The organism is Aurantiacibacter zhengii (assembly GCF_003584125.1).
GTDB lineage: Bacteria > Pseudomonadota > Alphaproteobacteria > Sphingomonadales > Sphingomonadaceae > Alteraurantiacibacter > Alteraurantiacibacter zhengii.
In genome coordinates, this window is sequence record NZ_QXFL01000011.1 from 43705 (window position 1) to 66657 (window position 22953).

Annotated in this window: 13 protein-coding genes and 1 tRNA gene; 7 read left to right on the forward strand and 7 right to left on the reverse strand. The window is 57.8% G+C overall.

Annotated features, from left to right (window positions below; genetic code table 11):
• Positions 1-163 precede the first annotated feature (163 nt).
• From D2V07_RS16970 to D2V07_RS17000, 7 genes are all read left to right on the forward strand, one after another.
• The gene (locus D2V07_RS16970) at positions 164-5362 is read left to right on the forward strand and encodes a DEAD/DEAH box helicase (protein ID WP_119588113.1); all 5199 of its coding nucleotides are present in this window, start codon (positions 164-166) and stop codon (positions 5360-5362) included.
• A gap of 2 nt (positions 5363-5364) precedes the next feature.
• Entirely contained in the window at positions 5365-8154 is a 2790-nt protein-coding gene (locus D2V07_RS16975) for a DEAD/DEAH box helicase (RefSeq protein WP_119588097.1), read from the forward strand.
• Positions 8154-12215, forward strand: coding sequence for an Eco57I restriction-modification methylase domain-containing protein (locus tag D2V07_RS16980; protein WP_119588098.1), 4062 nt, complete (start codon positions 8154-8156; stop codon positions 12213-12215). The genes D2V07_RS16975 and D2V07_RS16980 overlap by 1 nt, the downstream gene beginning before the upstream one ends.
• A gap of 84 nt (positions 12216-12299) precedes the next feature.
• Positions 12300-13085 carry an HNH endonuclease gene (locus D2V07_RS16985; RefSeq protein WP_119588099.1) on the forward strand — a complete coding sequence of 262 codons (786 nt, stop codon included), beginning with the start codon at positions 12300-12302 and terminating at the stop codon, positions 13083-13085.
• Between the two features lie 193 nt (positions 13086-13278).
• Positions 13279-13521: a DUF3489 domain-containing protein gene (locus D2V07_RS16990; protein WP_119588100.1), complete on the forward strand. Its 243-nt coding sequence runs from the start codon at positions 13279-13281 to the stop codon at positions 13519-13521.
• A gap of 2 nt (positions 13522-13523) precedes the next feature.
• Positions 13524-13970 carry a DUF2924 domain-containing protein gene (locus D2V07_RS16995; protein ID WP_158586875.1) on the forward strand — a complete coding sequence of 149 codons (447 nt, stop codon included), beginning with the start codon at positions 13524-13526 and terminating at the stop codon, positions 13968-13970.
• Positions 13967-15511, forward strand: coding sequence for a recombinase family protein (locus D2V07_RS17000; RefSeq protein ID WP_119588102.1), 1545 nt, complete (start codon positions 13967-13969; stop codon positions 15509-15511). Before D2V07_RS16995 ends, D2V07_RS17000 begins: the two co-directional genes overlap by 4 nt.
• Before the next feature lie 27 nt (positions 15512-15538).
• On the opposite strand, the gene D2V07_RS17005 is transcribed toward D2V07_RS17000, so the two are convergent.
• The 7 genes from D2V07_RS17005 to D2V07_RS17035 all read right to left on the reverse strand — a co-directional run.
• Complete coding sequence (locus D2V07_RS17005; RefSeq protein WP_119588103.1) at positions 15539-15799, reverse strand: hypothetical protein; 261 nt, start codon at positions 15797-15799, stop codon at positions 15539-15541.
• Positions 15800-15981: 182 nt separating this feature from the next.
• Positions 15982-16491: a PIN domain-containing protein gene (locus tag D2V07_RS17010; protein ID WP_119588104.1), complete on the reverse strand. Its 510-nt coding sequence runs from the start codon at positions 16489-16491 to the stop codon at positions 15982-15984.
• A 1-nt stretch (position 16492) separates the two neighbouring features.
• Positions 16493-18907, reverse strand: coding sequence for an Eco57I restriction-modification methylase domain-containing protein (locus tag D2V07_RS17015; RefSeq protein ID WP_158586876.1), 2415 nt, complete (start codon positions 18905-18907; stop codon positions 16493-16495).
• Between the two features lie 845 nt (positions 18908-19752).
• Positions 19753-19828: transfer RNA gene (locus tag D2V07_RS17020), tRNA-Val, on the reverse strand.
• Between the two features lie 144 nt (positions 19829-19972).
• Entirely contained in the window at positions 19973-20383 is a 411-nt protein-coding gene (locus D2V07_RS17025; RefSeq protein WP_119587433.1) for a TadE/TadG family type IV pilus assembly protein, read from the reverse strand.
• Positions 20380-20889 (reverse strand): TadE/TadG family type IV pilus assembly protein, encoded by a 510-nt coding sequence (locus D2V07_RS17030; protein ID WP_119584765.1) that lies wholly within the window; start codon positions 20887-20889, stop codon positions 20380-20382. The genes D2V07_RS17025 and D2V07_RS17030 overlap by 4 nt, the downstream gene beginning before the upstream one ends.
• A 5-nt stretch (positions 20890-20894) precedes the next feature.
• Positions 20895-22953, reverse strand: a 2059-nt coding sequence (locus D2V07_RS17035; protein ID WP_325049019.1) for a pilus assembly protein TadG-related protein, incomplete at its 5' end; no start/stop codon positions are given.

Below are 22953 nucleotides of genomic sequence, written 5' to 3' on the forward strand. Positions count from 1 at the left end.
CGGATACGGCGACGAGGCTAACTGCATCGTTCCATTTCTGGCAGGGCTGAGGATAGCTCTTCCTTATCCGGCTCCACTGCTTGCGATCACCGTAAGTGTCGGTATTTATGAAAATTCAAAGTAATCCGGCGGTGCCGGCACTTACGGTTTGGGGGCGACTTCCGTGAATATCTTCGATCTCGATAGGTCATTGGTCGAGCGATATGCCTCCTTTTCGCGATCCTTCTCGCGGATTCGCGCACAAGAGATCGCCGATAAGATCGATGCGGTTTATGATTCTGGAAAGTTTTGGCCGGACCCGCTGATCACAATCAACCCGCGTTTTGAGAAGGGCGGATCAATCGACAAATTGGTGCAAGAGGGCGTTCTTGATCCAGCACTTGAGCAGATCTTTGCCTTTGGCAAAGAGCGCCATCCTATCACGCTCCATCGTCACCAAGAGCGTGCAGTTATCAAGGCCCGCGCCAAAGAGAGCTTCGTGGTCACCACGGGTACGGGTTCGGGCAAATCCTTGTGTTTCTTTGTGCCGATTATCGATGCGATTGTGCGGGCCAAACGAGCAGGCGAAGCGCCCAAGACGCGTGCAATTATCATTTATCCGATGAATGCTCTTGCCAATTCGCAGCTTGGCGAAATTCAGAAGTTCGTTGCGGACGCGGATATTCCGGACGACCTCAAGCCGACCGTTGCGCGCTACACCGGGCAAGAAAGCGAAGAAGAGCGCAAGGCGATCGCTGAGCAGAAGCCCGACATCATCCTCACAAACTTTATGATGCTCGAGCTGCTTATGACGAGGCAGTATAAGCTCGACCAAAAGGTCATCGACAACTCGATTGGCCTCGACTTCCTCGTGCTCGACGAGCTCCACACCTACCGTGGCCGTCAGGGAGCTGACGTCGCGATGCTTGTGCGGCGGGTCAAAGAGCGTCTCGCGCCAAAGAAGCACCTCATCTGTATTGGAACCTCGGCGACGATGTCGAGCTCGCCTGATGAAGTCGAGCGGGCAAAGAGAGTCTCTGAAGTGGCAACCAAGCTCTTTGGGCAGCCGGTTGCCCATGAGAATGTCATTGATGAGCTTCTTGAGCGAGCAACATGTCCAGAAGTCAAACCCGCAACTCTCGGCGCGAAGCTCGTCCAGGCAGTCAAGGATGAACTGCCCGACACGCTGACGGACGAGGAGCTCTACAACCATCCGCTCGCATGCTGGGTCGAAACTGAAATTGGTCTCGACGACGGCGAGAAGCTGAGACGGCGCAAGCCGATTACGCTCAAAGAAGCGGCCAAGAAGCTCGCCAAACAGACCAGCGAGGATGAAGATCGGTGCGAGAGCATTCTAGCCAAGATGCTCGGCATCATGGGTACTCCGGAAAAAGACCGTGGCGGTGAGGGTGACCGTGCCTTCCTCGCCTTCAAACTGCATCGGTTTATTTCGGGCGCAGGTCAGGCCTATGTGACGCTCGAGGCGGCCCAGGAACGCCGTGTCGCACTCGAAGGACAAATATATCATCCAGACGATGAAGGGGCGCGCCTTTACCCAGTGTTCTTCTGCCGCGACTGCGGTCAGGAGATACTCTCTGTTACCTATGGACATGACGAAGATGGGCTCGTTCGAATGTTGGCTAGGCCGATTGATGAACCGGTCAGCGATGAGCCCGACGCATTGGGTGATGAAACGGGTTATCTTGTTCCGGCGGTCAATGAGGACTTCGACTTCAGCGGAAATCCGGAGGACTATCCGGACAGTTGGCAGGAGACGGCTCCTTCAGGCGAGATCCGCCTAGCTGGTTCGCATCGGGGTAAGCACGAGGGGCAACACCTCTTTCTCAAACCTGATGGAGCACCTTGCGGCGAGGGTGAAGGAGGAACCCCTTCATGGTTCTTCCGCGGCCCCTATCGCTTTTGCCCGCATTGCAGTCATCAGCCGGCAAGCCAGGCACGCGAGCGAAACAAGCTTGCTGGTCTTTCAGCCGAGGGACGTAGCTCGGCCACCACGCTGATCGTTGCCTCGGTCCTGTCCTGGATGGACCAGGATGCGAGCTTGCGAAAACACTCGCGCAAGCTTCTCGGGTTCACCGATAACCGGCAGGATGCGGCCCTTCAGGCGGGCCACTTTAATGACTTCATTTTCGTGTCGCTCCTGCGCGGCGCGATCTATCGCGCGGTGGCAGAAGCTGGAGAGGGCGGACTGAAGCCCAGCCAGTTTGGTGATGCTGTAAGGCGAGCTCTTGGCTTCGACTTGGAGTGGGAGGATCGCCTCGCTGACTGGATGCGTGATCCGAAAGTCAAAGGTTACGGCAAGCGCCAGGGTGCACAGGAAACGCTTTCTGAAGTGTTGGCGCACCGTCTTTGGGCGGACCTTCGCAAGGGATGGCGCTTTACCAATCCAAACCTTGAAGATGTGGGATTGATTGAGGCCCGCTTTATGGGGCTCAGCGACCTTGCGAAGGACGATGAGGAATTTGCCGATTGCCCTCGGTTGGCAGAGCTAACTCCAGACAAGCGCGAACAGCTATTTGCGATCCTGTTCGATGCAATGCGCCAATCATTGGCAGTTTCGACGCCAGCTCTCGATCGTGAGCGCATTCGACAAATGGCCGAGGAAAGCGATGGCCGGCTGCGGCTGCCCTGGGCGATCGATCCTGAAGAAATCAGAGGTCTTCGCGAAAGCGGAATGCTGATGATTGAGGTGCCGAAACGCTCACGAATTTCGGCTGCCGATGCAGAGCTTATTCTTCGGGCTGGTGAACGGTCGAACCTTGCCAAGGCACTGCGCGACAAATCGATTTGGGGCGAGAAGCTCGGGCGCGATGACTATGAAGAGGTTATCAAGGGGCTTCTTTCTGCCGCAGAGAGCCATGAAATCGTCCGCCGAGTGCAATCAGGTTTTGAACTTCCAGCATGGCGGCTTGCACCAACCAATTTGCGCCTGTTTGCTCAGCCCGATGGCGAGGGAAGTGACAAGCACAACCAATTCTTCCGAACGCTCTATCACGGAGTGGCGGCCACGCTGGCTGAGAGTGGTCCTCTCCAAAACGCCTTCGAGGCGCGTGAACACACAGCACAGGTTGATAGCGACGTACGGGAATGGCGCGAGCAGCGTTTCCGCTTCGAGGACAAAGACCAAAAAGCCCTAATCGAAGAGAAGGAGAAGCTCTTTGAGGCTGGCGAGCAGGGAGATTTCTTGCCTGCTATGTTCTGTTCACCGACCATGGAGCTCGGTGTCGACATCAGCGCACTCAACGTCGTCTATATGCGCAATGTCCCGCCCACACCTGCGAACTATGCGCAGCGCTCGGGGCGCGCTGGGCGCAGTGGTCACCCAGCCCTCGTGGTGACCTATTGCGCCGCTCAGTCACCGCACGATCAATACTACTTTGCCGATACTCCGGCGCTCGTCTCAGGCGTTGTCCGTCCACCGGCGCTCGATCTTGCAAACCAGGACCTTTTGACATCGCACCTGCAGGCTGAATGGCTTGCCCAGGTTGACGCCGCGCTGGAGGCCTCCATTCGCGACAATCTTGCAATGGATAAGAGCGGGAAGCCGTTGAAGGATGTCATACGTTTGGCAGCCGAGGAAGCGAGCGCTTCTAAGCGAGCGCGCCCGGTCATGCGGCGGCTAATTGAAGCGATGCTAAGCGATATCGAGCCTGCCGATGCGCCGTGGCTGGAAGATGTTGAGACATTTGTCAACCAGGTGAACGGTGCAGCTCTCGAGAGTTTCGAGAGGAGTTTTGATAGGTGGCGCAATCTCTATGAGAGCGCGAGAGCCGAGCAGGACAAGGCTCACGCAATTCAGCAGAAGACCGGGCTCCAGCGAGGGGAACGGCGTGCAGCAAAGAACCGTTATGTGAATGCGACCAAGGAGCTCGAGGTCCTTGAGCGGGGGCAGTCGAAATACGGCTCAGACTTCTACGTCTATCGCTATCTGGCGACCGAAGGCTTCTTGCCAGGATACAATTTTCCTCGTCTCCCGCTCTATGCCTTTGTGCCTGCCGACAAGACATCGGTTCTCCAGCGCCCGCGCTTCTTGGCGATTGCTGAATTTGGACCGAACGCGCTTATCTATCATGAGGGACGGGCTTACCGCGTCACCAAGGCGAAGCTTCCGGCCGAAAGCCGCAGCGATGACGGCAAGCTGTCAACCAACACGCTGATCCTCTGCGGCCAGTGCGGAGCTGCACACAAAGACCCTCTGCAAGAACGCTGTCATGCTTGCCAATCCTCTCTTGCAGGCGTGGAAAGGATCGACACGGTCTTCCGGATCGACAATGTCGAGACCTCGCCTTCGCTTCGTATCACGGCAAATGACGAGGACCGCCAACGCAGAGGCTTTGAAATTCTGACCGTGTTCCAGTGGCCGACGAAAGATGGGGTGCCGCAGATCCGTGGCAGGGTTGTTGGACAAGGTTCGAACGCTCTACTCCACCTCGACTATGGCCCAGCGACGACGCTTTCGCGGCTTAACAAGGGGCTGAAGCGCCGCAAGAGTAAGTCGATCCTGGGCTTCTTCATCGATCCGCAAACAGGGCGCTGGATCAAGGATCCCTCGAGCGGGGATAGCGATGAGGGAATGGGTGATCCTGGAAACGCGCCGCCGCAGCGCATCGTGCCGATCGTTGAAGATCACAAGAATGCCATGCTGCTGAGGCCAGCCACCAATTTCAGGCCGGACCAGATGGCGACGCTACAGCATGCGCTGCTGCGCGGCGTTCAAACCGAATTTGAATTGGAGGAAGGGGAGCTTCTTGGCGAGCCGCTTCCGACGCGCGAGGAGCGGAATTGCGTACTTATTTACGAAGCCACGGAAGGCGGAGCCGGCGTACTCAATCGCCTCGTTTCTGATCCGTCGGCGATCGCCAATGCTGCTACCCGCGCTCTCAAACTCATGCATTATCGCGAGCCATTTGATGGTGAGGAGCTAGAAGAGCAGGAGGATAGCTGCATCGCTGGCTGCTATCGCTGCCTATTGTCCTATTACAATCAGCCTGATCATGAGCTGATCGACCGACGCGACAGCGAAGTGGTCGAATACCTTATCGCCCTAAGCCAGTCCGATGACATCAGCGCTGCTAAAGCAAATGCATCTGGTAAAACCAGTGATGGGAACGAGGCTGGTTCGGATGCTTCCGGTTGGCGAGAAGCCTTCGAGCGGTGGGGAGCACAAGAGCCTAAGGCGCTCGATATCGAAGGCGGCATCATCAATTTCTACTGGCCGTCCAGAGATGTCCTGGCGGTGGTTGGTCAGCTAACGGATGCTGCGAAGAGCATCGCCTCTACCCGCGGTATTTTGGATCTCATAGAGTTACCAACCGCTCCGGGCGATGAGCCTCCGGCAAGCCTCAAAACAGCATTGGGAATTTGAGAATGGACGCTGTGCGTTTCAGCCCTGGCGATTTGGTCAATGCACGCGGCCGCGAATGGGTGGTCTTGCCATCTCGAGAGGGCTTTCTGCGCGTTCGACCGCTTTCAGGATCGGACGAAGATGCGCAGACGCTCATCCCAGCGCTCGAACGCCAACCGGTAAAGCCCGCGCGCTTCGAGCCGCCGACAGCGGATCAGCTCGACACGCAAGCTGGTGCTCAGCTTTTAGCCGATGCGCTTCGCCTCTCGCTGCGGCGTGGCGCCGGCCCATTCCGGAGCGCAGCGCATCTCGGGGTTGAGCCAAGGGCTTATCAGCTTGTGCCTTTGATGATGGCGCTGAAATTGTCGCCAGCGCGCCTTTTGATCGCCGATGACGTGGGTATCGGTAAGACCATTGAGGCAGGCATCATTCTTCGCGAATGGCTTGATCGCGGTACAATCGACCGGTTCACCGTACTTTGCCCTCCTCACCTGGTTGATCAATGGATCAGCGAGCTCTCGGAAAAGTTTGATATCGATGCGGTCGCAGTGACCTCGTCCCGGGCGCGCCGACTGGAACGCGGCCTTCCCGCGTCTCAAAGCCTTTTCGAAGCCTACCCCTTCACCGTTGTCAGCCTGGATTACATCAAAGCGGACAGTCGCCGCGACGACTTCGCTCGCGCGTGCCCCGATCTCGTGATCGTCGATGAAGCCCATACGTGCGCTGGCAGTGAAGGTGGGACCCACCAGCGTTATGAATTGCTGAAAAGCCTGGCGGGCGATGCCGAACGCCATATGCTTTTTTTGACGGCCACACCCCATAGCGGCGATGTGGACGCCTACCAGCGCTTGCTGGGTCTCGTCGAACCAGATCTCGCCAACCCTCCGCCGCAAGGGGCCGATGAGGCACGGCGTACGCAATACTCTCGCAAGCTTGCGCAGCACTTCGTGCAGCGCCGACGCCCAGACATTCAGGAGGGATGGGGCGAAGACAAAGCCTTCAAGCCGCATCTTACGAAGTCGGTGCCCTATGAGTTGGTTGGCGAGTATCGGGCGCTGCAAGAGGACGTGCTCGACTATTCCCTTGAGGTGACCAATCGGTCCGGGAGTGACAAGCGATCGCGTAGGCTCGCATTCTGGAGCACCTTAGCGCTGATGCGCTGTGTCGGCTCCTCGCCCGCTGCAGCTGCGAGCGCGCTCAACAACCGTTTATCTGGACTGGCTGAGGCCGAAGAGGTTGAGCCGATCGTGTTCGAGATGGATGACGGGACGCTTGATGACAGCGACATTGAGCCCGCAACGGCCATGGTCGATGCTGAAGAATATACCGCGCTCACGAAGCTAATCGCACGCGCAAATGCGCTCGACAATGCCAAGGGCGATGGCGACCCCAAGGTCAAGACTCTTGTCGACGAACTAGCGCCGCTCCTGAAAGCCGGCGCAAACCCAGTTATCTTTTGCCGCTTTATTGCGACCGCCGAGGCGCTTGGGGAGATACTTCGGTTGAAGTGGCCCAAGCTCCATACGGAAGTGGTGACAGGTCGCTTGACGCCCGAAGAGCGCCGTGACCGTGTCGAAGACATGGGAGCCAGCGAGCAGAGATTGTTGGTGGCGACCGACTGTCTCTCCGAGGGTATCAACCTGCAAGAGCATTTCGATACCGTGGTGCATTATGATCTGAGCTGGAACCCGACGAGGCACCAGCAGCGCGAAGGCCGTGTGGATCGCTTTGGACAACAAGCAGAGCAGGTACGCTCGATCATGCTCCACGGCTCCAATAGTGCGATTGATGGCGCAGTGCTCAAGGTCATTATTCGCAAGGCTGAAGAGATACAGAAGGCGACCGGCGTCAGCGTGCCGATGCCAGAGGATCAGGACAGCATTACCTCAGCCCTCATGCAGGCCATGCTTATGCGCAAAGGCTCCGAGCATGCGCAGCTAGTGCTCGATTTTGGTGCCTCAGCAGGAAAGTTCGAGGCGGCATGGCGCGATGCGGCAGAAGGCGCGAAGGCCAGTAGAGCTCGATATGCGCAAAACGCAATGAAGCCGGATGAGGTCATTCCGGAATGGAAGAAGATGCGTGCGCTGAATGGTGGACCGCGGGAGGTCGAGCGTTTCACCAGGCGCGCACTGCAGCGTCTTGGAGCTGGACTTGAAGAGGTCTCGGGCCACTATCTCGTCCATTACGACGAGCTTCCTGAAAGCATCAGTGAAAAGCTTCAGGCGCGCAATCTCAAAGGAACGCGGCGCATCTCTTTCGTCGACGATCCGGCGCAGAACGTTGCGCATGTGGGCCGCGTCCATCCGCTCGTTTCGCATCTTGCGGAGACGCTGAGCGAGGGCGCGCTTGATCCCACTTCGTCGGAGACCAAACCTTTGGGGAGGGGCGGTGTCTGGCGAACCTCCGCTGTCCAAGAAGCAACGACATTGCTGGTCATGCGGATGCGCTTCCAGCTTATCACCAGTGGCCGGACGAGCCGAATGCTTTTGGCCGAAGAGGCTTTGGGCATGGCGTTCGGTCCAGATTCCAGCGCGGCAAAAGCTGAAGGCCCTGAGGCACTGGCTCTGCTGGAACGCGAGGCTAGTGGTGATCTGGCTGAAGAAGCACGCCAAAGGCACTTGGAGCGAGCGCTCGAAAGAATCAACGAATACAGCGGTGAGATCGATAGATTGGCGCGCGAGCGAGCAGATCAGCTTTCTGAAGATCACGTCAAGCTGACCCGGGCGGCTGGTGGCGGCGCCACCGTTGAGGTCAGTGCGGTCATGCCTCCCGATATCATTGGCCTCTATGTGCTTCTGCCGGAGGCAAACTGATGGCCAGGTCGCAAAAACGCCTCGCGGATATCGGCTTTACCGCAATAACAATTGAGGGTGGCCTGATATCGCCCGACCAGGTGGTGAAGGTTGCGAGCACGACGCCTGACCAGAAGACGGCTGCCGAATACAGCTGCCCCAAGGGCGTTTCACTTCGTGATGAGATCACGCGCTACTTTCAGATCGGGAAAGCCATATGGAAGAGCTTCGCCTCGATAGAGACTCCCACCCAGCAACAGACTGACGCTTTTGTTGAGGAACTGCTCACAAGCGCATTTGGGTTTGAGCTGACAAGGGCTGGCTCGAGACCGCGAGGCGACAGAAGGTTTGCAATTGCATTTGAAGGCTCTGACGGCCGTGTTCCCGTCGTCGTTACAGCGCCGCTGAGTCTGGAAGAGGATGGTAAGTCCAAGGACGCATTCACTGTTGGCCGCACGCAATTTGGTGACGGTGCCAATGGGCGAATTGCCAAGCGCTCAGCGGCCTTGCTGCTCCAGGATTGGCTAAACGCCAATGCGGACTTCTATTGGGGCTTGGTGTTCGCGGGCGACCGCGTACGCCTGATGCGGGATAACGCCAGCTTTACCCGGCCCGCCTTTATCGAGGCTGACCTCGGAGCGATTTTCCGCGATGACATGTTCGCGGAGTTCACGGCTTGGTGGCTTCTGACGCACGCCTCGCGCTTCGGCAAAGCAGGTGCGCCTCCCAGCGAAGCTCCGCTTGAGCACTGGCGCGAAGCGGGGATGGAGGCAGGTACCGCTGTCCGCGATAAGCTGCGCGGGAACGTGGAGAGCGCCCTGCTCGCGATCGGCAAAGGGCTGCTTGGCCACAACCCGGAGCTGCGCCGCAAGATCGATGACAATGAACTATCGATGCAGTCGCTCTTCGAGCAGATGCTACGGATGGTCTATCGACTGATCTTCCTAGCAGTCGCTGAAGATCGCGATCTATTGCATGCCCCGGGCACGGCTCGGGCGACGAAGCAACTTTATCAGGAGAACTACGGCTTTGCGTATCTGCGCAATCGCGCGACAAGACGTGGATCACGCGACACGCATGGTGATGCATGGGAAGGTCTGAAAATCGTCTTCAGTGCTCTCGCTCGGGGTGAGAAGGATTTGGGGTTGCCTGCCTTGGGTGGTCTCTTCTCCGCAGACGCGACGCCAGATCTCGAGCAGTGCGCAATACCCAACCGGTATCTGCTCGAAGCCATCTTCAATCTCGGATGGATGATGGAGGAAGGGCGCCGCGTCCGGATCAACTGGCGTGATATGGCGACGGAAGAATTTGGCAGCGTCTACGAAGGGCTGCTGGAGCTGACCCCCACACGTACGGATGAGGGACGCTCCTTCGACTTCGTTGAGGATCTGAAAGGCAATGCCCGCAAGACGTCGGGAAGCTACTACACGCCAGATAGACTCGTGCAGACCCTCCTCGACAGCGCGCTCAACCCAGTACTCGAGAAAGCAGAAGCCGTGGCTCGCGAAGAAGGCATATTGGATCTGAAGATCATCGATCCTGCCTGCGGCTCTGGGCACTTTCTGCTGGGCGCCGCTCGCAGAATGGCAACGCGGGTAGCGCAGCTGCGCGATCCTGACGCACCAGACTACAATCGCGCACTACGAGAAGTGGTGGGGCGCTGCGTCCACGGGGTGGACCGCAACCCAATGGCGGTGGAACTGGCCAAGGTGGCGCTTTGGATCGAGAGTGTTTCCCCGGGGCAACCGCTTGGTTTCCTCGACGCCAATATCCGCTGCGGCGACGCGCTGCTGGGCGTGTTCGACCTGGAGGCGCTGGAACAGGGCATTCCCGACGATGCCTACAAGCCGCTGACCGGCGATGTGAAAGAGGCTGCCGCCTACTACAAGAAGAAGAACAAGGACGAGAAGAAGGGCCAGGGCAGCTTCGATTTCGCCAGCGGCACCGGGGCCATGCCGCCGAAGAAGCTGGCTGCGAACTTATCCACCATCCGCCGCATGCCGGAAGACACGGTGGGACAGGTTGAAAAGAAGCGCGAGGCGTTCGAGACTTGGAAGAACGATCCCGATCGCCGCGCCACTCGCGTCGCCTGCGACTTCTACACCGCCGCCTTCCTCATGACCAAGGTCGAGGTACCGGAGAATTACCAGCGCGGCACCGTGCCGACCACGGCTGACGTGTGGAAACGCCTTGGCGGGGGGCAGGTCTTCGGTCTGCTCGAAGCCGCCGCTGTGGACGCTTCGGAAGAAGCCCGCGCCTTCCACTGGCCGCTCGCCTTTCCCGATGTGCTGATCGGCAAAGGCGGGTTCGATGTCGTGCTGGGCAATCCGCCGTGGGAACGGATCAAACTGCAGGAGCAGGAGTTCTTCGCCGGTCACGAGGTGGCCGACGCGTCCAACGCCGCCGCGCGCACTCGTGCGATCGCGAAGCTGGCGCAAGCTGAGGAAGGCTCGTCATCGCGTCTGCTCTACGACGCCTTCCAGACCGCCAAGCGCATCGCTGAGGCGACCAGCGCCTTCGCGCGCGTGTCGGGCGAAGATGGCGGTCGCTACCCCTATACCGGCACGGGCGACGTCAACACCTACGCTCTGTTTTCGGAGCATTTCCTCAATCTCCTCGAGCAGAGCGGACGTGCGGGGATCATCGTGCCCACCGGCATCGCCACCGACGCCACTACCGCGCCGTTCTTCGGCCATCTGGTGAGCGAGAAGCGGCTCGCCCGTCTGTTCGATTTCGAAAACAGCGCACCAATCTTCCCCGGCGTCCACCGTAGCTTCAAGTTTAGCCTTCTGACGCTCGGCAACGATGTAGACGAGGCAGAGTTTTCCTTCTTCCTTACCGATCCATCGCAGCTTGAAGACAGCCGTCGGCGCTTCACCCTCTCGCCCGCCGAGATCGCGCGGATCAACCCGAACACAAAAACCGCCCCCGTTTTCCGCGCCCGCAAGGACGCCGAACTGACTGCGACCATCTACAACCGTGTGTCCGTGCTGATCGACGAGGCGAAGGGCGGCAAGCCGGGCGAGCCGGGCAATCCATGGGGCATCAGCTTCATGGCGATGTTCCACATGTCGAACGACAGCCACCTGTTCCGCACCTCCGAACAGCTCGCTGCCGATGGTTGGGAGCGGCAGGGCACCGACTGGGTCCGCCCGTCCGGCGCGCGCGGCAACACCCCCGGTTTAGCTCTCACCGGTGGCCGGGATACTGCCCACCTCGACCTCTCCACCGGCTCTCCCGCTCCGGCCAGCGAGAAGAGGTATGTTCCGCTTTACGAAGCGAAAATGTTTGACCAATTCAACCACCGGTACGCGGATTACAGCGCTCGTGGAGGAGAGCGCGGACACCGAGTACTGCCGGAGCTTGACGACAGCCGCCTTGCTGATCCAAGCGCCGAGGCCGAACCCTTTTACTGGGTACGTCAAACCGAAGTTGCGTCACGAACCGATGCGTCTTGGTTGATGGGCTACGGAGAGGCGACGACCGCGTCCACATCTCGCACGATGGTGATGACAGCATTCCCAGCTACAGGTGTAGGTCACAAAGAGATTGAAGTCTTCTTGGAAGCCAAACCAAGCAAAAAGGCCGCGTTTCTTGCGAACGCGAACTCAACTGTCCTTGATGTCGTTTGCAGGACGAAGGTCTCTTACCTCAATCTAGGCCAATACATTGTTAAACAACTCCCCATCCTCCCACCCAGCGCCTACAGCGAGAGCGATCTCGGCTTCATCGTCCCACGGGTGCTGGAGCTCAGCTACACTTCGCATTCCATGGCCCCCTTTGCGCGCGACCTAGGTTATGAGGGCGAGCCGTTCCGCTGGAACGAGGACCGCCGCGCCCAGCTCCGGGCCGAGCTCGACGCCTGGTACGCGCTCGCCTACGGCCTCTCCCGCAATGAGCTGCGCTATGTCCTCGATCCCAAGGACGTGATGGGCGAAGACTACCCATCCGAAACCTTCCGCGTCCTCAAGAACAACGAAATCAGGAAACACGGCGAATACCGCACTCAGCGCCTCGTCCTCGCCGCCTACGACAAGCTGATAGCCGAAGGCATGCGACCGCGGGTGGAGGGGTATCGGTGAACGAAGTCGTTGCAATCGAGCCGGCCAAAGATCGTGCGGCTATCCCGGCGCTGATCGCTGATCGTAAGCATGTAGGTCAGAGCCATGCTTCCTGATCATCCCCCACGCATCGAGGATTATCCATACGAGCTACTTTCAGAGCTTAAAGAGTGCGCGAACGAGCACGGCTATCGCATCGGCCCGGATCAAGCGAAGGGATGGCTTTTCTTTCGGTCGGCCAGCGCGCCTGGTGAGATCGGATTGGCGGCAACAGCATCTGGCATGTCGGGGCCGCTTTATTTCTCGGTATTCCATCCCGGCGCTGCGCGCGAGCTTGTAGCCCCCGAAACAGCCGAGAAAGCAAGAGGTTCTACCAAGGCATTCACCTTGGATAGCCCCGCTGCTCTAAGAAAAGCTGTATCGGACGTTTATCGCCTGAGCATCTCTCTACCGACTCTGCCACTTGAGAGTTACCTTCGCGACATCGCTGGGTTGGGCGATACGGAAGCCGAGCGAGCCCAGAAGGTACGTATTGGCCAAGACAGATTTCGGGATGCCCAACTTAGCTATTGGAACAGCTGTTGCCCTCTTACGGGAATTACAGAGCCAGAATTGCTGCGCGCATCCCATATCATTCCTTGGGCCAAATGTGAGAGCGATGCTGAACGATTGGACGTCCATAACGGCTTTCTCCTGTCGAGCCTTTGGGATGCGGCATTTGACAGTGGTCTGGTGACCTTTAGCGACGAGGGACTTGCGCTGGCCTCTCCGGCATTGAGCGCTTCTGCTCGTGAAGCTTTGGGTCTTGATCGCGAGCACCTTCTGACCTTGCACGATGATCATCGCGCTAGGTTGGCCTGGCATCGCGGGAACCTATTCCAGTCGAGCTGACGGCGTTCAATTGGCAGCAGTAAGAAGCGCCAATTTTAATGCAGATAATGGGGAATGATACTCGACTTCCATCGGGAAGCGAGCATTGATCGATGTGCGCCGACCGAGGTGAGGCGCAGCCCCTAACCAGCCGGTTGATGGGGCCTGAGGTAGTGGGAACGGCACGGTGCCGGCCCCCAAAAGGAGACCTCAGATGACTGATCAAACTGAACCGACCGCAAGTATACTGAAGTCGCGTCAAGGCCCGACCAAAGCCTTTTGCGTCGAGAAACTGCTGTCACGCGCCAAGGGCGCCTCGCTCGCGGAAATAGTGGAGACGAGCGGATGGCAGCCGCATAGCGCTCGAGCCTTCATGACCGGCCTACGCAAGAAGGGGTACGAACTCGTTCGCGAATGTCGCCCGAGCGGCGAGACCTGCTGGCGCATCGAGCGCTGAGCATGACGCACATTGATGAACAACTCGCTGGGCTGGAGACGATGTCGCCAGCCCGGCTGCGAGCCGAGTGGAAGCGTCTTCACCGCGGCCAAGCTCTGCTAAATGGAATGACGCCCAGCCAGATGAAGCGCGCAATTGCCTGGCGACTTCAGGAGAAGCTTTATGGCGGCTTGCCACCTGCAAGACTACGTGAGCTTGACCGCTTTACCGAGCAACTCGCGAAAGAGGGCAATATTGATATTGGCCAGTCCCAATCGCTCAAACCCGGCTCGCGACTGGTCCGCCATTGGCATGGTAAGGCCTATTGCGTGACGGTGCTCGAGGAGGGCTTCGAGTTCGAGGACCGACACTTTTCCTCGCTTACCCAGATCGCACGCGAGATCACCGGGGCTGCCTGGTCAGGACCACGTTTCTTCGGGTTAAAAAGTCGCCCGGGTGACGGGGAATGACGCAGACCACACCGAAGCGCCGTCGCTGCGCGATCTATACTCGCAAGTCGACCGAGGAAGGTCTCGAGCTATCCTTCAACAGCTTGGATGCCCAGCGAGAGGCCTGTGCCGCTTTCATTCTCAGCCAGGCACATGAAGGCTGGAAAGCGATCGATGAGCTCTACGATGACGGTGGCTTCTCAGGTGGCTCAATGGATCGACCTGGTTTGCAGCAGCTGATGGAGGATGTCGAAGCGGGTAAGATCGATATCATTGTCGTTTACAAGGTCGATCGGCTCACACGTAGCTTGGCTGACTTCGCCCGGATCGTTGACACCCTCGACAAGCGCGGTGCGTCCTTTGTCAGTGTCACGCAGGCATTCAACACAACCAACTCCATGGGTAGATTGACCCTAAACGTGCTCCTCTCCTTCGCCCAGTTCGAGCGAGAGGTTACGGGAGAGCGCATTCGCGACAAAATTGCGGCTTCGAAGAAACGCGGCATGTGGATGGGCGGTGTTGTCCCGCTTGGCTTCGAGGTCAAGGACCGCAAACTGCTCATCGTGCCCGAGGAAGCCGAGAAGGTGCGATACATCTTCAATCGCTATCTCGGGCTGGGATCGGTCTATCTGCTGCAATCAGATCTTGCCGAGCAAGGCATCAGAACCAGGAAGCGCATCCTCAAGGATGGCCGCGTCTACGGGGGCTGTAACTTCAGCAGGGGCGCGCTCTATCAGATGCTCGCGAACCGCATCTACCTCGGCGAGATTACCCATCACGGCAAATCTTATCCAGGCGAGCACGATGGCATCATCGACCCGGAGACCTTCGAGAAGGTTGCGACGCGATTGTCGCTGAACCGGGTCAGGCGCAAATATGGAGAGCACGCCGTACAAGCTAGCGTGCTAGCTGGCATTATCTGGGATGGGGAAGGACGGCGGATGACGCCAGACCACGCAAGCAAGAAGGGACAGCGCTATCGTTATTACGCCAGCCTGAAGAACAAGGAACGACCAGAACTTCGCATCCACCGCTTGCCTGCAAGCGAGATCGAGAAGCTGGTGATCCATCAGCTGGCGACGAAGACCGAGGCCAGCTGGGAAGGGCCCATTCCATCACGCGAGCTCGTCCTCGAATACGTCGAAAAGGTGACGGTTAACTCCGATCGGGTCGATATCCTCTTTCAGGGTGCAGCTGAGTCGATCACTGTTGAGGCACCATTGATCCGCTGCGGTGGTGAAGTGCGGATCGATGCACCGGGGCAGGACTGGGCAGAGGCACGGCGAGATCCCCCACTCATCAAGCTGATTGTCCGCGCGCACCAGGCAAAGGCAGCAATCGAAGATCCGGCCGTTGCGTCGGTCGATACTGCAGCGGAGAACCTGAATGTTTCAAAGCAATATTTCTGCAGGCTGCTGCGCCTTGCTTATCTTGCACCTGACATTACCGCGTCAATTATTGACGGAAAGCAGCCTGTTCATCTCAACCGTCAGTTCATGGCGCGGGTCAACAACTTGCCTCTCGACTGGGCGAGCCAACGCGAGATGCTCGGCTTTGGATGAAAGCAGGGGCTCCCAGGTAGAACCGTTTTACTCTGGTCCCGACGCTTCCAGCAATTCCATCAAATTGCGCGCTGCGTCCCGATCACCTTCGTCCTCGAAGGCGACATCGAGATCAGGTGCCGCGCCACGCATGTGAAGAAGTGCCCACAGCGGAAACCGCTTTCCGCGATCCTGTTCGAGGCCAAGGTCAACCTGGCACCGCTCGATCCCTGCTACGAGTGCAGTAGGTGAAAGCTGCGAAATGTCGCTAGTCGCAAAATATCGATGAAGAAGGTCATCAAGTTCCATCCGCGAGGGATAGAGCGTTAGCTACGAATAACCAATGGCCTTGGTGAGATCATCAGTTCCTTCTTCGCTAACTGGGCCGCAAGCGGACAACCCCGTTCTGGTTTCGCATCAACGATAGCTGCCGTCGCGCGGGCCGCTTCTTGACCAAATGCCGTGCGGTGGCCTTTTCATGGGGGCACTGTTCAATCAGTATCGGCGGTAGAAGATGTATTCAGCATATCATAGACGTTGAAGCTAAGGTCGGCACGTCCAAAAAACCGGACGAAGTCTCCAGTATCGTAGGTCGCAATCTGAACTGCAGGATGCATTCCGCATTCTCTGCTAATTCGTGTCGCCAAATCAATTAGGCTGGCATCGACCAAATCGATCTTGAATGCCTGAGAATAGGTATGTGCTGCCGAGACTGGCTCTATGGCATCGCCCACCAGGATCACTTGTCCTGGTGTTAAGACCCACTGCATTAAGGCGTACGCTAAGTCTGTGCGCCGCTCCCGCCCGACGAGCATGTTCCAAGCTTCTATAAGACACGCGTGAGGGACAGCCCAATTGTATTCTCCCAAGTCCAAGGCCCCAACCGTATGTTCGTGGTTGCCATCCCTCGGGTTAGCGAGCGCAATAAGCACGTTCGTATCGAGCAAAGCGATATTTCTAGGCAAATCATAAGCCCGCTCAGCGACGATCCAGTTGGGCATGTTACTCGGCCGTGACGATATTGGCTTCACGCATTGCTGCTTCAACCACCTTGTCAATATTTGCCACCGCCATCGATTTAGGCTCTCCGCTCGATGTCACAGCGAGACGAGCAAGCTCATCCAGCTGCCGTTGGAATGCTTCGTCCTCTATTAAGCGGCGCAGGACAGGTATGCTTTGGAGGTGTTGTGGCTCGAATTTCTGGAAGCTACCTCGGAACTGAGGAGTTGTGCGCTTCACCAAAGCATTAACATGACTGCTGTTTAGATATGCCAGGAGCGGGAAAAGCAATTCCTCCTGCTCAGGGGCTACAGCAGTTCCGCCCACAATAAATACCTCGCCCTCGGCATCTACGGCGAATGATATCTCAGGTGCTAAATCCCGAATTAGAAGCTTCGGCCTGCACAACCATTCTTCGTCTCTTCGCCTAACAAGTTCGTACCACCTGAGACCAGACGAAGCGATACTCGCGCGGGAAGAGAGGATATCACGATACGAGTGAAGATATTTGAATGCCTGCGGGTAGCGCAGTTCCAATTCTCCCTCACTAATGGCCGAGCCGCCTTCATAGGGGTAGAGTAGATACTTGTTATAGCTGACCGCTTCGAATTTTCTCACCTCAGCGCCGAAGACGACAGGCTCTAAAAGCCCGGCTTCAAGCACGGCAGAGTCGCCGAGCCCGTTAAGCAATTCTGCTCCATAGCGATCATCTTCCGCGACAATCTTGAAGATGAAAATGTCGTTGGCGCCCGTCCGAATCCCTTGGAATATGCCGGCGATATTATCCAATCTCTCCGACGCATCGGATAGCCTCACCTGCTCCATTTTTTCTTCCATCGACAACAAGGTCCAGGGTCCACCTCCTCGCGGGTGCTGTGCGGTGTATACGCGAATATCCCGCTCGTTGACTGTACCGGCTGCTTCTGCCTCCAAAAGAAGAGCGGCGACAAATTGCTCTGGAAGTGCCTTGACGTCGATCACCTTTACGGTCGTTGCAGAGGCGCTCATCAATGGCTGATGCCTTGCAACGATGCAGCCCACGTAGGCGCTCGTGTTCTGAAAGACTTCGTTCGATCCAAAGTCGACGATAACATCAATGTTCATTCGTGCGGTGAGGTACGATCGAATGCTCGCTGCGTTGTGGTTGATGAACATGCGATTTGGTACGACCATTCCGATCGTGCCTTCAGGCTCGGTAACTCTAATTGCTTGTTCAACGAAAAGTGACGAATAGTCATACCGGCCCTTTGCCGTCTCAAAACTACTCTCCAGACCATCGCGGTTGGATACGCGTGAAGTTGCGAGGAACGGCGGATTCCCGAGCACGATATCGAACCGCTGGCCTAACTGTTCCCATGAGGAGTGGTCCAGCCCATCGCCTTTCACAATAACCTTTGACAGATTGGGTAGCGGGAGGGGGTCGGGCTCTTCGGTCAGTCTGTTCCAGATATTCAGTCGGGCAACGGTGACGGCCTTCTCATCGATGTCCACCCCAACGATGTGTCCACCGTCGATGAGGACCTTGCCCCAATTGGTCTCAGGGTCACGCTCCTTTAATCGGCGAAGCATACAGTCCACTGCTGCGACAAGGAACGAGCCCGAGCCACAGGCGAAATCGACTACTTTGGGCAACGCGAGCGCGGCTTCTTCTCCTTCAGAATTGCTGCCGTCTGCCCGTTGCGCCAGAAACTGAGTTAAGAAATCTGGCGTAACGTGCTGATCGATGCACTTCATTGCCAAGTACTTCGTGAGGTATTCCGGAGTATAATAAACGCCACCGGCCCGGCGCACACTAATCCGGGCAACGTCCCTATAGGACTGCTCGAAAAGGTTCATCTGCGGCGCTGGCGGCAGCGGATGCAGGATGGTCGAAAGGTACTTCTCGTAGGCGAGGCCAAGAACGTCGGAATCAATCCAAGCAAAATTGTAGCGGCTTCCTGCGAAGGGCAGGCGGCGAGGCTTATAGAGGTCGCCGATTATGCCGGAAATCACGTGCTTCGGAATAACGTCCAACTGCACATCGTCAAAAAGCTCGCTGCCAATGCATTCTCTTGCTTCCTGAAAGGTCGTCACGAGGGCTTCCACATCAAGCGGAGCTTGGGTGGAAATTGCCTCACTCAGCGGCTTCACATTTGGAGCCAGTCCACGGTCTTCAATTGTTCGAAGCACGAAGAGCTTCGCGAATAACGTTTGCAAATGTTCGTCTACGCCAGAGTGGATGCGTGATGATTTCAGGGCTTCATCGCGCCAAGCATCAAGCCGATCAACCAGCTCATCATCCACCGGCTGCAGAAGTTTGGGATTTGGATAGCGCTCCAATGCGAGCCGATCTGGTTCGCCCTCCGTCACCTGTTCTGGCTCAAAGGCGCTGAGAATTTTGTGTTCTGCTTCAAGGCGATCCCAAGGGATCGTAGGCATCGCGAACCAGTCATCGTGGGCAAGCCAGTGCGAGTTGAAGGGCGTGAGCCCGCGCTCGTCTGCAAATAGCCCCCAGCGAACTGCAGCATGATAGCCGTATAGCGCTGCGCCCCTCAGAGGGTCCGTCCCGTTCCGGTGCATTGGGGATGCAAAAAGAGCAGCAGGCTGGACACCCAAGAACCCTCGGCCCACGTCAAGAACCGTTTCGCCTAGCGTTATCCGACGTTCCCGCACACGGTCGCCGTTCCAGCCGAAAGCAGCGGCAATCTCCCTAGGTGACGGACGACCGCCTCCAGCGACCTGTTCGCCTAAGCCCCTCAAATTTCCAATGAGTTCGTCCGTTGATAAGCCCACAGAATCCCCGTTTCGAATCTTACTAACTATATCTGTAGCAATTGAAGCACTCTATGTTCCGAATTCGGCCATATTGCTAGACGGGCTGATCAGGACCTCGTTGCGGTCGCGAAATCCCCGATCCGGGCGGTTGCTATGCTCTTCGCTGCTATAAGGCTGACGGCAACAAAAAAGACTCATGTCGGGTTTGAAGATTTCGCGACCTTCATGGGAATGACGGCGATTGGGGCGCATTGCTGACCTTCGCGAGACTCACATCAAATCCGTATCGAATCTGCATCAAATTGCCACCACTTGTGCAATGCAACCTCCGACCTCGAAATCAGCCAGCAGAGAAACTGCCGCGAACAGTGACCGTAGTTCGAGGACCAATTCGGTCTCCCACAAGGATTATGAGCCTTCCAGATCGTGCGTAAGCATAGGAAATATCGGGAGGAATGGCCAGTCCACTAGCCCACTGGATAAGCGATCCAGTGGGCATAGTGACTGGATGGTGGGCGATGACAGGCTCGAACTGCCGACCCTCTCGGTGTAAACGAGATGCTCTACCAACTGAGCTAATCGCCCCTTATCAGGAAACGCGCAGTTAGGCGCGCTTTTGCCTACGGTCAAGGCAGTTTGGCTACCGAATTCGGGATGCCAAATAATCCACTCGGGAGAGTTGGTTCCCGAGATAGTCCCGACGGCGTCCTTGGTGCGAGACAGGCACAATCAAAGCTGCGGAAAGCAGCTATCGGCCTCTAGATCGGCGGCCATACTCGGCATGAAGCCACCCATCACCGAATTGAAATCGTGCGTGATCGTGATGCGGCTCGAATCGGGAAATCCGTTGCAGTCCGCATCGGCTGTGGCGGTCACGTCTGCCGCCACGATCGCGATCCCGTAGGAGGCCGCGCGGTCGACAGCGAAATCCTGTTGCTCCGTTTCGGTTTCGCACTCCAGACTGACCGACATGCACCGCGCTGTTGCGAAAGCCACCTCATCCAGCGTGTTCTTGGTCCACACGATCCGGCTGCCCTCGATCGTGCCGAATACCAGCGTCAGGAATGCCGGCGCGAGCAGGGCGAACTCGATGGTCGACACCCCTCGCGCGTCGTCGCGAAGTCTTCGTATGAAGCTCATTGCAGCCGCACCGTGGCTTGCTGCGTCACCGATGTGTCGGACAGCAGGCCAGCTGGCAAGACGACGGGATTGAACCCTTGGTCCGCTTCGATCGTCAGATAATAGCCGGCTGTCGATCCCCCGGTAACATCAGGACCGGTGCAGATGTTGCCGCAGGCGGCTGCGACATAGGTTCCATCGGTTTTCAGGCACGCGCACGTGCGGTTCAGGTTCGTGCAGCTGTTGGCCACGCCGTTGCAGGACATGGCAACCGTTATGGCCTGGTTATCGGCAATACTGCGGACATAATTCGGCAGAACACCGAAGTTGACGTTGTCCGCTTCCTCGAAGGACGCAACGGCAGATGCCGCAACGGCTTCGTTGACCTTGCCACGCTCGATGAAGAACATTCCGAAATCAAGCGCCACCATGACGATCATGAAGAACCCGGTGACCCAGAGGGCGAACTCCACAGTGGCCACGCCATCTTCGTTGCGCCGTATGGTCGAAAGAGAGAAACTGCGCATGGGATCTATCCTATCAGCCTGACTCTTGTGTTGTTGCCGCCACCACCGAGGTCTTCCATCATCGTGCAGGCAGAGCCGGTCGCGGCGCCACCGTTGACGCGGATCGTGTTGGCAATGAGAGTCATGCACTTCGTTGTGCTGGTGCTGTTGCCACCAGCCATTTTGACCTGCGCATTGGGCAGATGCAGTGTTCCGGCGAACGAACTCAGGCTTCCGCCCGTCCAGTTTGCATCGTCATCGTTCTCGGTCGTCAGCAGCAGTTCCGAAATGAAACCGCCGGCCTGCGTGTAGTTCGCTGCTTCGAGCTTCGTCTTTGCCCCGCCAGCAAGCTTGATCGTGCCTGCCAGAACGAAGGTGACATTGATGCCCGCCATGTCGAAACCGGAGACGCTCTCGCCTTCGAGAACGCTACCGTAAGTTTCGCCCGTCAACCCCGAGGTGTAGGGCCAGGTGGTGCCCCCGGTGCCGTTTTCGAAATCGCCGTTGATTGTGTAGCGGCCTGCACCGAAAAGCACGGAACCCGCGATCTTCATATCGCCGTTGATGTAATGATTTGGCGTTCGGCCAAAAGCAAGGCGGCTGCCGCCCGCTGTATCGATATCGCCATTGGCGCTGAATTGCCCGTCGCCCATGAAGAACCGCGCGCTGCCGCTGAGAAAGATGGCGCGATTGCCGTTCCCGGGGCCCACGATGATGTCACCATCGCCAATGGCCAGTTCGCTGTTTCCGCTGATGCGGATGCCGTCGGCAACAACGAAATCACCTGCACCAAGGCGCGCAGTGCCGCCGCCCCCGATATCGAGTCCGCCGAAATAGTGGTTGCCGTCTCCGACGAGGAGGTGCTGGCCACCGCCCAGGCTGACGTCCGCATTGATCAGCACATCGCCATCACCCTTGCGGTTGGTGCCCTGGAAGCGGACCTGGCCACTTCCGATCCAGAGCGCACCGTTGCCAAATGTGACGCCGTTCGAACCGCTGTCGAAGCCGCCGTTCACATAGACATCGCTGTCGCCGAAATTGACATTCGAACCACCGCCAATGGAAACGCCCTGGCGCACCCGGATGATCGAGCCGTTCTCGAACGTCACGTTGATTCCGCCTGCGACCTCGAACTTCCTGATATTGTAGACCCCGGCAGGGACGATGTAATTGCCGCTGGTCCCCTGCCGGTAAGCTGAAACCGCGCTGCTGGGGTTCCAGGTGAACTTCCAGTCACTGCCGTTGGGGGTCGACGGGTCGCTCAGCGCCGGCGGGCTGCTGAAATTGCCGAGCAGTGCCATCGCGGCAACGCGATCGGGATTATTCGCCCAAGGGTCTGAAAGAGGGGTCGCCTCGTTGATCCAATCCTTTGGCGGAGGGACGGCGTTGTTCCAGCCCGGCTTGTTGAAACTGCCTGCAAACCGCAGGGTTGCTGCGTCGAGTTCGCCGTGGTTCACGTAGATGTCACTGCTGCCAGAGATGATATCGGCGCCGCGGATCAGCTGGCCCTTGTTCTCGATCTCGCCAATCGCCGCGATCGAGCAGTTCGGTGCGTCGATCGAGGCGCCGCCGGTTACCGAAATGGCCGCCTTTCCACCGTCGAGAGCGAGGTAGCAGGGTGCCGCAAAACTGGTGCCGCCCGAAAGGCTTGCCATGGATTCTGCAGCCACGTCGAAGGAACCCGACAGTCCGAGAACGCTCGCAAGGGTGTAAGGCACCAGTTCGTTTACGGTGACGCGCACGGATTGGTCGCCGGCGTTGGGCAAATCGTTGACGAGCGTTGCGACAACAGTCGCACCGACCAGACCATTTGCAACCGCTACATCGCGAGCCGTTGGGGTCAGGATCGCGGCATCGCTGGTGTTCTGGAAAGCAATCGCCGCGGCCAGCGCGCCCAGGTCAGCAGCACGCTGGTTGATGATGCGCTGCTGGTATCCGCGGTTCAGGTCGACGGCCAGTCCGGCGGACCCGATAAGAACGGGAAGAGCTAGAGTGGCAAGCGTCGTGACGCCGCCCTGCGTACAAGCGATGAGCTTGCCGAGGAACTGTCTGATCTTGTTACTCGCGCGCATTCTGACGCCTTTT